At 65.8% G+C, this 13508-nt stretch carries 14 protein-coding genes; 2 read left to right on the top strand and 12 right to left on the bottom strand.

Features of this window, described 5'->3' with window-relative positions; all coding sequences use genetic code 11:
* Positions 1 to 169 precede the first annotated feature (169 nt).
* From HGB41_RS18380 to HGB41_RS18415, 8 genes are all read right to left on the bottom strand, one after another.
* On the bottom strand, positions 170 to 2155 hold the full coding sequence (locus HGB41_RS18380) for a helicase-related protein (protein ID WP_171087128.1): 1986 nt from the start codon (positions 2153 to 2155) through the stop codon (positions 170 to 172).
* Between the two features lie 196 nt (positions 2156 to 2351).
* Positions 2352 to 3347 (bottom strand): lipoyl synthase, encoded by a 996-nt coding sequence (lipA, locus tag HGB41_RS18385; RefSeq protein ID WP_171087130.1) that lies wholly within the window; start codon positions 3345 to 3347, stop codon positions 2352 to 2354.
* 25 nt (positions 3348 to 3372) lie between these two features.
* Positions 3373 to 4062, bottom strand: coding sequence for a lipoyl(octanoyl) transferase LipB (gene lipB / locus HGB41_RS18390; protein ID WP_171087132.1), 690 nt, complete (start codon positions 4060 to 4062; stop codon positions 3373 to 3375).
* An 85-nt stretch (positions 4063 to 4147) separates the two neighbouring features.
* Positions 4148 to 4435: a DUF493 family protein gene (locus HGB41_RS18395; protein ID WP_171087134.1), complete on the bottom strand. Its 288-nt coding sequence runs from the start codon at positions 4433 to 4435 to the stop codon at positions 4148 to 4150.
* Between the two features lie 304 nt (positions 4436 to 4739).
* Positions 4740 to 6737 carry a DUF6600 domain-containing protein gene (locus HGB41_RS18400; RefSeq protein WP_171087136.1) on the bottom strand — a complete coding sequence of 666 codons (1998 nt, stop codon included), beginning with the start codon at positions 6735 to 6737 and terminating at the stop codon, positions 4740 to 4742.
* A gap of 255 nt (positions 6738 to 6992) precedes the next feature.
* On the bottom strand, positions 6993 to 7634 hold the full coding sequence (locus HGB41_RS18405; protein WP_171087138.1) for a LysE family transporter: 642 nt from the start codon (positions 7632 to 7634) through the stop codon (positions 6993 to 6995).
* Between the two features lie 96 nt (positions 7635 to 7730).
* Positions 7731 to 8015 (bottom strand): HU family DNA-binding protein, encoded by a 285-nt coding sequence (locus HGB41_RS18410; RefSeq protein WP_171087140.1) that lies wholly within the window; start codon positions 8013 to 8015, stop codon positions 7731 to 7733.
* Positions 8016 to 8138: 123 nt separating this feature from the next.
* A complete protein-coding gene (locus HGB41_RS18415; protein WP_171087141.1) occupies positions 8139 to 8360 on the bottom strand; it encodes a BrnA antitoxin family protein in 222 nt (73 codons plus the stop codon).
* A 197-nt stretch (positions 8361 to 8557) separates the two neighbouring features.
* Between HGB41_RS18415 and HGB41_RS18420 the strand changes: the two genes are divergently transcribed.
* The gene (locus tag HGB41_RS18420; protein WP_171087143.1) at positions 8558 to 9493 is read left to right on the top strand and encodes a DUF808 domain-containing protein; all 936 of its coding nucleotides are present in this window, start codon (positions 8558 to 8560) and stop codon (positions 9491 to 9493) included.
* 97 nt (positions 9494 to 9590) lie between these two features.
* Here the strand turns inward: HGB41_RS18420 and HGB41_RS18425 are convergent, their stop codons facing one another.
* Positions 9591 to 10079: a hypothetical protein gene (locus HGB41_RS18425; RefSeq protein ID WP_171087145.1), complete on the bottom strand. Its 489-nt coding sequence runs from the start codon at positions 10077 to 10079 to the stop codon at positions 9591 to 9593.
* 170 nt (positions 10080 to 10249) lie between these two features.
* Between HGB41_RS18425 and HGB41_RS18430 the strand changes: the two genes are divergently transcribed.
* A complete protein-coding gene (locus tag HGB41_RS18430; RefSeq protein ID WP_171087147.1) occupies positions 10250 to 11275 on the top strand; it encodes a zinc-dependent alcohol dehydrogenase family protein in 1026 nt (341 codons plus the stop codon).
* Positions 11276 to 11286: 11 nt separating this feature from the next.
* On the opposite strand, the gene HGB41_RS18435 is transcribed toward HGB41_RS18430, so the two are convergent.
* The 3 genes from HGB41_RS18435 to HGB41_RS18445 form a co-directional block, all read right to left on the bottom strand.
* Positions 11287 to 12057, bottom strand: a complete 771-nt coding sequence (locus HGB41_RS18435) for a glutaminyl-peptide cyclotransferase (protein ID WP_171087149.1) — start codon at positions 12055 to 12057, stop codon at positions 11287 to 11289.
* A 277-nt stretch (positions 12058 to 12334) separates the two neighbouring features.
* Positions 12335 to 13018 (bottom strand): SOS response-associated peptidase, encoded by a 684-nt coding sequence (locus tag HGB41_RS18440; protein WP_171087151.1) that lies wholly within the window; start codon positions 13016 to 13018, stop codon positions 12335 to 12337.
* Between the two features lie 50 nt (positions 13019 to 13068).
* Complete coding sequence (locus HGB41_RS18445) at positions 13069 to 13413, bottom strand: hypothetical protein (RefSeq protein ID WP_229423112.1); 345 nt, start codon at positions 13411 to 13413, stop codon at positions 13069 to 13071.
* Between the last annotated feature and the right edge of the window lie 95 nt (positions 13414 to 13508).

The raw sequence follows: 13508 nt of genomic DNA on the forward strand, positions 1-13508 counted from the left end.
TTGGGTTCCGGCCTTCGCCGGAAGTCGTAGGCGCCAGTGGCGCGTACGACGGTCTTTAGTGTGAGGGCTACGAAAACCGCTCTGTGACCGCATACATTTGAACCGTCATCCCGGCGAAGGCGTGAACAATGCCACTAGCATTGTTCACTCCAAGTTCGTACCGCACCAACTAGCGCCTGCGCTTGCCCCCACCCTGCTTCTGCCCCCCACCCTTCTGCCTGGCCGCCGTATTCTGCTGCTGCAGCATCGCATCCACCCGTTCCGACGCCTCGCGCGCCAGTTGCTGGGCCAGGTCGATACTCGGGAAGAATTCCGGCTCGCGATAGCCCAGCCAGGCATAGGCCGAATACAGGCGGCAGGTATCCTCGACCTCCTGCAGGTTCATGTAGAACAGCTCCTGGGTGGGCGGCGCCAGCTTGAAGACCTTCTTCTTGGCCAGCGACAGCGCCCAGTGCTCCCAGGCGCTTTGCAGGGTCGGCACCCTGCTGGAAATCGGCACCAGCGACAGCATGAACTTGTCCGCCACGCTCAGGGGCAGCGTATCGAGCCATTCGGCGCGTTCGTTCTGCTCCTCGGTGATGCGCGGGTAGAAGAAACCATCCGGCACGTCGATGTTGTGCACGAAGCGGCGCAGCAGCTTCACCAGCGAGGTCTCGCCGGTGACCGAGGCAATACGGTGCAGCTGCTCGAGCGAGGGCGCCACGGCGAAACCATTGGCCGCCAGCGGCGGGATCTTCTCCTTCATCAGCGAGCGCATGACGGAGTGGGTCTCGTCGTCGTAGCCGGCGACAAAACCTTCCTCGTGCACGCCGTAGCGCCCTGCCCTACCGGCGATCTGCTTGGCCAGCGCTGCGGAGATCTCTTCTTCCTCGACCCCGTTGTACTTCACCGCCGTGGTCATCACGATGCGGGCGATCGGCATGTTCAGGCCCATCGCCAGCGCGTCGGTGCCGACCACGATGTCGGCCTGGCCCTCGCGGAAGCGTTCGGCCTGCGCGCGCCGTACCTCGGGCGACAGGTTGCCGTACACGGTGGCCACCGACAGGCCCTTCTCGGTGATCATGTCGCGCCACATCAGCACCTCGCGCCGCGAGAAGGCGATCACCGCGTCGCCGCGCCGCAGGTTGCCGAGCTTGCGCACCGGGCCTGGCTCCATCGCCAGCGGCGCCATGCGTTTCAGTACATGCACTTCGAGCGGCACTTCGAGGCGCTCGGCCAGTGCCTCGATGGCGCGCCGCGCTTCCGGAGCGCCGACCAGGAACACGGTGGACGCCGGCGCGCCGCAGACAGCCGCGGTCCAGGCGGCGCCGCGGTCGCGGTCGGCCAGCATCTGGATCTCGTCGATCACCGCCACCTCCACCGGCGCCTTGGTATTCAACATTTCGACCGTGCTGGCGACATGGGTCGCGCCTTCGGCCAGGCGGCGTTCTTCGCCGGTGACCAGGCTGACCTTGATGGGCTTGCCGTGCGGGCGCGCCGCTTGCAGGCGCTCGTAGTTTTCCAGCGCCAGCAGGCGCAGGGGCGCAAGGTAGACGCCGCTCTCGGCCTTGGCCAGCGCTTCCATCGCGCGGTGGGTCTTGCCCGAGTTGGTGGGCCCCAGCAGGGCGATGAACTTGCGCTGCATGCGGCTGGCGACCTCGAAGGACTCGGGGTACTCGGCCAGGTTGATGCTTTCCTTGGTGCGCGCGGCGTGGCGTTCTTCCTGTTCGCGTTCGACCGCGTGTGCCAGGCGCTGCGAGATGCGCTGGAAGACGTATTCAGCCGGCTCCGAAGTTTCCAGCTCGTCGAGCACATCGAGGAAGAGCATCGGGCTCCAGCCGAAATCGTCGGCTTCCTCGGCGATGTTGCGCACGAATTCTTCGGCTTCTGTCTGCAGCTGTTCGAGCGCATCGGGCGTGGCGCGTTCTTCGAGCACGCCGCGCCGGGCCAGCATGTCCATCTTGCGCCACTTGCTCGGCTTGGCCAGCACGCCGCGCGAGGGCACCAGGCGGTAGGGCACGCGCAGGCCTTCGTAGCGCACTTCGCCCGAGAAGCGCAGGAATACGCGGCCTTCCATTTTTACAAGCTCGATGCCGCGCTCGGCGAAATCGAGTTCGCGTTCGAGGAAGGCGTCGTCGTCCTGGGTGTCGTCGGGTGGGGTGTGGGATTGGGTCATGGCGCCTGCGCGATGTCTAGTTGCTATCAACTATATCGCAGCAAGAGGGGGAGCACGGTAGGGTGGGCGGATTCCCGCCCGCGCGTTCAAATCACGCTTGACCAGACGCGCATCGGATGATCACGCACCGGTTGAACGCGCGGTCGGCAAAGCCGACCACCCTACGGTGTAGCGTTAGGTTGCGACAGCGATCGAGTTACGCGGCGACGCCTGCGTTATGCGCCTGCACGTCCGCGTGGTAGGACGAACGCACCATTGCACCGACTGCCGCGTGCACGAAGCCCATTTCGTAAGCGGCTTCTTCGAACTTCTTGAACTGGTCCGGGTGCACGTAGCGGCGCACCGGCAGGTGCGAGTTCGACGGCGCCAGGTACTGGCCGATGGTCAGCATGTCGATGTCGTGCTCGCGCATGTCGCGCATCACCTGCAGGATTTCTTCATCCGTTTCGCCCAGGCCGACCATGATGCCCGACTTGGTGACGGCGCTCGGGTACATCTTCTTGAAGTCACGCAGCAGCACCAGCGAGTGCGTGTAGTCGGCGCCCGGGCGCGCTTCCTTGTACAGGCGCGGCACGGTTTCCAGGTTGTGGTTCATCACGTCCGGCAGGCCGTCGGCGAAGATGTTCAGGGCCTTTTCCAGGCGGCCGCGGAAGTCGGGCACCAGCACTTCGATCTTGGTGCTTGGCGACTGGGCGCGGGTCTTCTGGATGCACTCGACGAAGTGGCCGGCGCCGCCGTCGCGCAGGTCGTCGCGGTCCACCGAGGTGATCACGACATACGACAGGCGCAGGTCGGCGATGGTCTTGGCCAGGTTGCCCGGCTCGTTGACGTCGAGCGGGTCCGGACGGCCGTGGCCGACGTCGCAGAACGGGCAGCGGCGGGTGCACTTGTCGCCCATGATCATGAAGGTCGCGGTGCCCTTGCCGAAGCATTCGCCGATGTTCGGGCAGCTGGCTTCTTCGCACACCGTCACCAGGTTGTTTGCGCGCAGGATGTCCTTAATCTCGTAGAAGCGCGACGACGCGGTCGCCGCCTTCACGCGGATCCAGTCCGGCTTCTTCAGGCGCTCGCCGTCGGCGATCGGGATGATTTTGATCGGAATGCGCGAGGTCTTGCTGGCGCCTTTTTGCTTGTCGGTGGCGTTGTAGGCGGGGGCAGCGAGGTTGCTGGCAGTGGTGGTTTCGGTAGTCATAGCCTAGTGCCCTGGCGGGCTTCCATTAGAGGTTGTTCGTTGCCGGCTCAGTCGCTTCGACCGATGCCAGTTGGCGCACCAGCTGCTGCGCCAGCGCCTGCTGGACATCCTCCAGCGGGGCTTCCACACCCATCGTGCGCATGTCGACCGTGGCCAGGCCAGAGTAACCGCACGGGTTGATCCAGGTGAACGGGGCCAGGTCCATCGCCACGTTCAGCGAGACCCCATGGTAGGTGCAGCCGTTGCCGCGTACCTTGAGGCCGAGGGCGGCGATCTTCGCGCCTTTGCGCGGGCCGCCTGCCATGTAGATGCCGGGTGCCCCGGCAACGCGTTCGCCCGCGAGATTATACGCCGCCAGCACGTCGATGACCGCCTGTTCGATTTTCTCCACAAACTGGCGCGCATACAGCTTGCCGCCTGGTTTGTTGCGGCGCAGGTCCATCAGGAGGTAGATCACGACCTGGCCGGGGCCGTGGTAGGTCACTTCGCCGCCGCGGTCGGTCTGGACGACGGGCACGCCATGCGGCGCCAGCACGTGGGCGCGGTCGGCGCCCAGGCCCAGCGTAAACACGGGCGGGTGCTCGACGATCCACAGCTCGTCCTGCGACTCGGGCGTGCGCGCGTCGGTAAAGGCGCGCATCGCAGCGAAAGTCGGTTCGTAGTCGGCGCGGCCGAGCTCGCGGATGAGCGGCGTGGCAGGACGGGTCGGGAGCATGGGTATCAAGCGGGAATATGGACAGCCCCGTCATTATAAGGCAGCGCGAAGGCCCGCGCTCCGCCGCAGCCGGCCCGCTGTGGCTTTACAGCACCATCTTGACCATGGGATGGGTCGACAGGGCGCGGTAGACCTCGTCCAGCATCTCGCGGCTGGTGACCCAGACGGTGACGGTCAGGCCGGTGTAGTTGCCTTTCGACGAAGGGCGGGTCTCCACCTTGCCGGCATGGAAAGTCGGATCGAACCCGGTCACAACCTCGATGATCGTCGGCGCGAAGTCGATGTGCGTCGGCCCCATCACCTTGATCGGGAAGTCGCTCGGGTATTCAATGAGGGAATCTTTCGAGTCGATGAGGCTATCTTTCGGGTCCATGGCTTTTCGTCCTGTGCAAAGCAGCATTGTAGCTGCTTCAATTGTGGGCTGCACTGCGGGAAAAAAAGAGGCCGGCGCTGTGGCCGGCCTGAACTATTTCTTTTACCTGGAGAAATAGCGGGACATTCGGGCCGCTCGGAGCAGCGTTGCTGCCTCGAGCGAGTGATGCCACTTTACCCAGGCCGGGCCCGGGCCGCGAGCGCAATGAGATAAACGGCAGTATGCCGCGACGGGCGGGGCAAACCAAGGGATGGACGGCATCCGGATGTAAAAAGAGCCGGATGTCTCCATCCGGCTCTCGCTGTCAGCGCTCCTGCTGGCGGACGCCGCGCTCTTCGCTGCGCGTGCGTCCCTCCCGCTGGCGGCCCGGCGGCGGGCCTGACTGTTCAGGTGCCGGCGCCGGCGAGGCGGCACGCTGCTGCGGCGGCGGCGAGAAGGCTTGCGGCGGCGGGGCGGCAGGGCGTGGCGGCGGGGCCACGGCCTGGGCCTGCGGTGCCTGCATCTGCACCTGTGGCTGCGGCATCGCTACCGGCGGCTGCTGGCGCTCGCGGCGGCCCTCGAAACGATCGCCGCGCTCACCCCGGTCGCCGCGATCCCCTCGCTCGCCGCGTTCGGTGCCGGCGCGTTGGTCATCGCGCTCGACACCACGCCAGGCTTGTGGACGGGATGGCTGCACCACCGCCGCTGCAGGGGGCGGCGCCTCCGTGATCACGCCCGGCTGGAACGGTACCTGCGGGGCAGGCGCTGCCGCCACCGGGGCACGCGGCGCCGGGTTGGTCGTCAGCACCGGCTGGCGCTGGCCGCGCTCGAAGCGATCGCGCTCGCGGCCATCGCGGTCGATGCGGTTCGGGATACCGTCGCCGTCACGATCACGGTCGACGCGGTTGCGGATCCCATCGCCGTCGCGGTCGCGGTCGATGCGGTCGGGGATGCCGTCGCGGTCGGCGTCGCGGCGTGCGCCGGCACCGCGCCAGCCCTGCGGCGGCGGCGGTGCGGCGCCCGCAGCACTTGGCACGGCCTGCGGCGACAGGGTCGCACGCGGCACGTTCGACACCACGACCTGCCCGCGCCCGCCGAAGTTCGCGTGCGGGACCACGGTCAGCCCGCGCTGGCGGTAGTCGGGCTTGCCCGGTCCGTCGCTACGGTCACCGTCGCGGTCGCGGCGGTGGTCGTCGCGGCGGTCATCGTTCTTGCGGTCGCGGCGGCCGTCGCGGTCGCGCCAGGCATTCAGCCGACGCAGGCGCTCGTCCGACAGGCGGTAGCCCGGCACGAAATGGTCGCCCGGACCGAGCGGATACCAGCCGGTCGCCGGACGCGAACCGTGCACATTGAAATTGACGTTCCAGCCGCTGCCGCCGACCCAGCCGACCAGCGCCGGCGCCCAGATCGGGCGGCGCTCGCGGTGGCCGGGCGCCCAGGCCCAGCGGTTCCTCACGTGCACCCAACGGCCGTAGTGCGAGGGCGCATAGCCCCAGGGCGCGTTGTCGACCCAGGTCCAGCCCCACGGGGCGATATACGTCCAGCGGCCGTCGCGGTAGGGCACCCAGCTGGAGGCAACCTGCGGGATCCACAGCGCGCCGTATTCGACGTCGTCCTGCCAGCTGCCGTGGCGGTCCAGCTCTTCGTAGCCGGTCATCTCGGTGGTGACATAGCGGGTCGAGCGCGCGCTGTCGTCCTGGCGGTCGCGCGCCAGCGCCCAGTCGTCGAACCCGTCGCGCCGGGCCTGCAGGGTTCGCACGTCGTCGTCGCGCAGTTCGGCGCTGCGGCCGGCGCGCACCGTCAGGCTGGCGCCCCCGCCGTCGACCTGGGCTTCGCCATCGAACACGCTTACCACGCTGGTGTCGCGCACGCGCTCGGCATCCACCCGCAGGCGGCCCGGTTGCAGCATGCGCACGCGTCCCTGCGGCGTGACCAGCTCGAATTCGGGCAGCACGTCTTCGCTCAGGATGCGGATGCTGGCGCTGCCGTAATGCAGGCGCAGGCGCATGCTGTCGTCATCGAGCTCGGTGACTTCGAGCGAGCTGTCGCCGTCGACGCGGATCGCGGTCGAGCCGATGCGCAGTTCGGTGCGACCGTTCGCCGCGGTGGTGACCAGGTTGCGGGTGGTGACCGGCCAGTTCACCAGGGCCTCGGTGGCGGTGTCGCCCACGCCGGTGCTGATGCTGACCTTGCCCTGTGCCAGCGAGACGCGGCCGACCCGGCCCGGCGGCTCGGTATCGAGCCGCGTGTCCTGTGCCGGCGCGACAGTGGATAGTGCCGCGAGCGCGAGCATCACGGCAGTCTTGGCGAATCGGTTGTTCATGGTGTGCTCCGGCTGGCGGTGGGCAAAAGGCGTGGACGAGGTGCGGCTACCAGATTACAACGCACAGGGACGCGCAGCAGCTACGGTACTTACAGAAAGTTGCAACTGCTGTGTAACGGATACACGGAACCACCCTCAGCGCTTGTGAAAAAACCTTCAGGGCAAGTGGTGCGGCAATCCGCCGCTGAGTCGAAGACAGTACGCTAGTACGGCGAGACGAGGCAACGCAGCCATGGAGGAATTTTTCACAAGCGCTCAGGCGGCGCGGCGGCCCGGCTCGACCAGGAAAAGCAGCGCGCCCATGATCACCAGCACGGCCCCGAAGATGCGGTTCTGGAGTTTCACGGCGCGCACGTCGCGGAAGAAGCGCTGCATCGACGAAGCCAGTGCGGCATAGCCGTGCATCACGATCGAGTCGATGGTCACCATCGTCACGCCCAGGATCGCCAGCTGCGGCAGCAGGGGCGCCTCCTTGGAGATGAACTGCGGCAGCACCGCCACCATGAAGATGATGCCCTTCGGGTTGGTGGAATTGGTCAGGAAGCCGGTCATCACGCGCTTGCCGAAGCTCGGGTGCGCGGCCAGTCCGGCGGTGTCCACCGAGGTCGCTTCGGCCCTGGCACGCCAGGACTGGATGCCGAGCCAGATCAGGTAGAGCGCGCCGATGGTCTTGACGATGGTGAAGGCCAGGCTTGATGCCAGCAGCAGCGAACCGACGCCGGCGCCGGCGATGACCAGCACCAGGATCAGCCCGAATTGCAGGCCGAGCACGGTGGCGCTGGCTTTCTTCAGGCCGTAGGCAAGCCCGTGCGACATCGACAGCACGGCGCCGGAGCCGGGCGAAATGGCGATCAGGGTGCCGGCGATGACAAAGGCGATCCAGGTGGCGAAGCTCATGCTGCAGGCGGGGGAATGAGGAAAAAAGGGGGGAAACGAAAAGGGGCCGGCGCGCGCATCCGGTGACGGAGCGCAGCGCGAGCCCTGGGTACTGCCTTACTTCTTCTTTGGATTGACAGCAGCTTTCAGCGTAGCGCCGGCAGCAAAGCGTGGCGACTTCGATGCAGCGATCTTGATGACGTCGCCGGTTGCCGGGTTGCGGCCCTTGCGCGCGGCGCGCTTGGTGACCGAGAAGGTGCCGAAGCCGGTGATGCCGACGGTGTCACCTTTCTTCAGGCGCTCGGTGATGATCTCGAGGATCGTGTTCACGGCGCTATTGGCGGCCGCGCCAGACATCTCGGTGCGCTTCGCGAATTCCGCGATCAGTTCGCCTTTTTTCATAAGTCTCTCCGGGGTTAAAAGAGCGGGAAGATTAGCATAAATATTGCTATGTGTAATCTCGCTCCCGGGAGGCGAATTCAGGCGCGCTTCAAACCAGGCTTCAGGCAATGCGCAGGCGAGGCGTCAGGCGAGCCCGGTTTCACCGACCGGCGCGGCCAGGCGGTGGCGCAGGGCGGCATTGATCAGGGTCTGGTAGCCGGTGCCGCAGCGCTCGGACAGGTTGCGGAATTCGTTCAGGACTTCGTCGTCGAGGTAGATCGTGATACGGGTCTTGCGTTTCGGCGGACGAGCGCGGCGCACAGGTGCGGCAACCTGGGTTGCTTGCAGGGTCGATTCGATATTCATGGCGTCTCCTTCGGTGGGCGAGGCTGCAGTACCGCAGCCAACAGTGTGCAATATACGTACGTCCTCGCGCCAGTGCCTGCCAAAAGCGACGAGATGCAGATTTCCGCGACTGGAATGCAAAAAGCCGCGCTGAACCGTGTGACTGCAATTCCCGCCTCGGGTAAGATGATGCAAACTTGACACAATTGGAGCAATCGATGGCTGGCAGTCTGCTGTTATTACTGGACGATATCGCAAGCGTCCTCGACGACGTGGCGGTGATGAGCAAGGTGGCGGTGAAGAAAACCGCCGGCGTGCTCGGCGACGACCTGGCCCTGAACGCCCAGCAAGTGACCGGCGTGAATGCCGAGCGCGAGATCCCGGTGGTGTGGTCGGTGGCCAAGGGCTCGTTCAAGAACAAGGCGATCCTGGTACCGGCGGCGCTGGCCATCTCGGCCTTCGTTCCCTGGCTGATCACCCCGCTCTTGGTGATCGGCGGCGCCTTCCTGTGCTTCGAGGGCGCAGAAAAGCTCGCCCACAAATTCCTGCACAAGGAAGAAGACGCCCGGCACAAGGCCGAGCTCACGGCCGCGCTGGCCAATCCGGCGGTCGACATGGTCGCGCTGGAGAAGGACAAGATCAAGGGTGCGATTCGCACCGACTTCATCCTGTCGGCGGAAATCATCGTGATCGCCCTGGGCACCGTGGAAAACGCGCCCTTCAGCCAGCAGGTCATGGTGCTGGTCACCATTGCGCTGGCGATGACGATCGGCGTGTACGGCCTGGTGGCGGCCATCGTCAAGATGGACGATGCCGGCCTTTACCTGAGCCAGAAGACCGGCGGACTGGCGCGCAACACCGGCAAGCTGCTGCTGGCGACTGCGCCGCGCCTGATGAAATTCCTGTCGGTGGTCGGCACTGCGGCCATGTTCATGGTCGGCGGCGGCATCATCGCCCACGCCTGGGCGCCGCTGCACCATTTTTCGGAAAGCACAGCCGGCATGGTAGCCGGCGTGCCTGGCGTAGGCGGCGTGCTGGCGGCGATTGCCCCGACGGTGGTCGATGCGATTGCCGGCATCATCGTCGGCGCCCTGGTGCTGATGGCCGTGACCCTGGTGCAGCGCATGCGCGGCAAGAAGGCGGTCGCGCACTGATTCGCCCTGGTGATTCTGGCCCGGCGGTTCTGCCGGGCGCATTTGTAGAGCATCACGCGCCCTCCGGAGACCGGACGGCGCGTTTTTTCTGTCTGACCTAGACTGAGGGCGGCGGCGGTTCATCCTTGCGCGTCAGGGCGGTGCCGGCAGCCAGGCCCAGCGCCAGGGCCGCGTACACGATTGCCAGGCCCGGCGTGGAAATGTGCTTTTCGTAGCCCGGTTGCAGGCGCTTGGGTGTGAGCTTGTAGTCGGCAAAGGCGGCAAAGGCCGAGGTGGCGGCCGACGCGGTCAGGATGCCGACCGGCGTTTTACGGTCAAGATATTTCCCTGCCACTTTTTCGAACACGATCGACCAGAAGGTGGAGCTGGCGTGGTGGATCAGGTAGCCCGGCACGGTGTAGCGCATCGACGGCCCGCTGTGGCGCGCGGCCTTGTCGCCATGCACGTAGTGGCTGACTGCATTGGTCGGTGCGAATGCGCTGCCGGTTTCCTTCTTGCCGACGATGGCCAGCGCCACCGTCGAGAGAATGCTGGAAGCGGCGCCGGAGACGAGGCCGCGCTGTAGTGTCGTGGTCCAGTTTTGCATGAGGTCCCCTGGTGATTTGGTAAAAGAAAGCATGGAGGTGAATGTTGCTGCATTGACCACAATACCGAACAATGCGTCTGGCTGGCGCGCCGATCCGGCGGTCCTGTCCAAGTGTGTTCAACCCGGCCGGATTCGGAGCCAACGACAAGCTGTTTTTCAAGGAGAACCCCATGCGGGCTTACCAGATTCTTCCCGGCGCAAACATCGACGGGCTGCAGTGTGTGGATTATCCCGACCGCGCCCTGGCGCCGGGCGAGGTGCGCATCCGCGTGCATGCGGTGTCGCTCAACTACCGCGACCTGATGGTCGCCAGCGGTAACTACCTCGTCAACGTGGACGACCCGATCATCCCCTGTTCGGACGGCGCCGGCGAAGTGCTGGCGACCGGGCCGGGCGTCACGCGCGTGCAGGTCGGCGACCGCGTCGTCGGCTCGTTCTTTCCGCACTGGGCGGACGGAAGGACCTCGGCCGAGAGAATCCGCCGTTCGCTGGGCGGCGACATCGACGGCATGCTGGCCGAAGAAGTCGTGCTGCACGAAGACGCGCTGGCGAAGATCCCGGCCAGCCTGAGCTTCCTGGAAGCGTCTACCATGCCCTGCGCCGGCGTCACTGCCTGGAATGCGATTTTTGTCTCCAGTAACGGCATCAAGCCGGGCGACACCGTGCTGCTGCTCGGGACCGGCGGCGTCTCGGTGCTGGGCATGCAGCTGGCCAAGGCGGCCGGCCTGCGCACCATCATCACCTCGTCGAGCGACGACAAGCTGCAGCGCGCGCGCGAGCTCGGAGCCCACCACACGATCAACTACCAGGAGATCCCAGAATGGCATGAGGAAGTGCTGGCCCTCACGCAGGGCAAGGGCGCCGACGTGGTGCTGGAAGTGGGCGGCAAGGGAACCGTCAACCGCTCGGTGTCGTCGGCGGCGATGGGCGGGACGGTGGCCATCATCGGCGGCGTCAGCGGCTTCGGCGGCGAAGTGAACCCGGCCTCATTGCTGGCCACCGCCAAGCGCCTGGTCGGCATTTTCGTGGGCAGCCGCGGCATGCTGGAAGACGTGATGCGCTTCACGGACGTCGCGGGCATCAAGCCCGTGATCGACCGCGTCTTCCCCTTCAGACAGGCGCAAGAGGCCTACCGCTACATGGAGTCGGGCTCGCACTTCGGCAAGGTGGTGATCGACGTGACCGACAGGTCGTAATCAGCGCGTGATCAGCGTTTGAGCGGCACCAGCTCGATCTCGAACACCTTCGGCCACAGCTTGCCGGTGACGAACAGGCGCCGGCGCTTGCTGTCCCAGGCGATGCCGTTCAGGACGGCGTCCGGGTCGGCGGTGCCTCGCTGCGCGGGTGGCAGCAGGCCCTCCAGGTTGATCACGCCCTTGACCTTGCCGGTAGTGGGATCGATGCGGACGATCAAGTCGCTGCCCCAGACGTTCGCAAACAATTCGCCGTCGACGACTTCGAGCTCGTTGAGCTGCGCGATCGGTTTGCCTTCATGCGTCACCTGGATGCGGCGCAGTTCCTTGTAGCTGTTTGGCGCGAGGATGCGGATGAAGGAGCTGCCATCGCTCATGTAGACCTGCTTGGCATCGCTGGCCAGGCCCCAGCCTTCGCCGGCGTACTTGAAGGTGTTCTTCAGCTTGAAGGTCTTCATGTCGAACACATAGCCGACCTGCGAAGTCCAGGTCAGCGCCACGATGTCCTGGCCGACCGGCGTCGAGCCTTCGCCGAACACGTCTGCCGGCATGTCCGCCTTCTGCACCACCTTGCCGCTGCCTAGGTCGACCTTGCGCAGTGACGAACTGCCGGCACGGCCCGTGGTCTCGAACAGGTGGCCGTCGCGGAAGAACAGGCCCTGCGTAAAAGCCTTCTGGTCGTGCGGGTAGCTGTTCTTGACGACGAAGCCGTAGAGGGGAACGGCTGCCTGGGCGGCGCTGGCGAGCGTGCAGGCGAGGGCGAAGGTGGCGAGTCGTTTCAGCATGATGAGAACTGTAGCACGCCAGTAGGGCGGGCGTGCTTCCAGACATGGCTCAAGGTCACGTAAGAGCCGTTGGCGACTCGTAGCGTGGGCAATCCGTAATTCAGGGCATTGACCTGAATTACCTTGCCCACGCGTTCAAATCGTCTTTGCTCCGTTGAAAGGCGACTATATTCAGGCACTGGTTGAACGCGTGGGCAGAATCTGCCCACCCTACGAGCCGCCGGCGGCGCTCAAGTGATTGGCATCAGGCCATCGCCGCCACTACCCCGTCACCGGATTAAAACAGCGACAGGTTCGGCGATTCCACGGGCGCCTTGCGCACCGTCTGCGGCGCGGCCCAGTCCTTCATGCGTCCGGCCGGATACGGCCGCAGGAAGCTGCGTGCCACCTCGACATCGCGGCAGGCCAGCCAGTCCTCGACTTCATCCGGTGCGATCACGACCAGCGAGCGCTTCTCGTCGTCCGGCTTGTGCATGCGCGACATCAGCGGGTGGTCGTCGGCATTGATCGTGATCTGCGTGAACGAAGAGGTCATTGAGCCATCGGCTTCGCTCCACTCGCGCCACAGGCCCGCCACGAAGAACAGGCTGTCGTCCTGCATCCCGATCGCATGGCGCTGCGCGCGGCCGCTTTCGTAGCAGGGCTCGTAGAACCAGGCCATCGGCACGGCGCACAGCTGCAGCCGGCGCCAGCTTGGGGCGAACGAACGCCGCTCGCCCAGCGACTCGGCGCGCGCATTCATGGTGTCGAAGGGCTTGACGCCGGGCGGGATGTGCCGGCGCGGCACGATGCCGTAGCTGGCCAGGCAGGGCTCCGGCAGGCCGTCGCGGCCGCTGCGGATGATCGGGGCGAGGTAGTCTTTCCAGACTTCGTCGGGCCAGCGCCAGTCGGCGGGCAAGTCGCTGAAGGCGCCGAGCGTGCCGAACTGCTCGCGGGTGGGGGTGTGATAGTTGACGCACATGGTCCGGCCAGCATAGTGCGGCAGGCGCGCCTTGGCAACCGCCTATGGGACTAGAAATACGCGATCAACCGTCCGGCGGTAATCACGGCGATCCACAAGGCCAGCGAAAGCAGGGCGTGCACTAGCGCCACTGGCGGGCCGCGGCCCGACCACGCGTCGGCATGCCGGTAAGGCCCCGCATGAAAGGCAAGGGCGTTGATGCCGGCAACCAGGATCAAGCCCAGCTTGACCAGGAAGACCCGGTTGGCCAACAGCGCCAGCGGATCCGCGATGAACAACAGCAGCCCGGTAGGAACGACCAGCAACATGCTGCCCGCCGACCATGGCAGCAGGTGGCGCGCCAGCGCTTTTACGCGAAGCTGGTACCCGAAACCGAGCACGCGCAGGTCGAACATCGCCACCGCTCCCACCAGCACGGCAAAGCCGAGGATGTGGAGCGTCTCGACGATCGGGTACAGCCAGGCGTGTTCGCGCAGGGCCAGCGCCAGCG

This window comes from Telluria aromaticivorans (genome assembly GCF_013003915.1).
Classification (GTDB): domain Bacteria; phylum Pseudomonadota; class Gammaproteobacteria; order Burkholderiales; family Burkholderiaceae_D; genus Telluria; species Telluria aromaticivorans.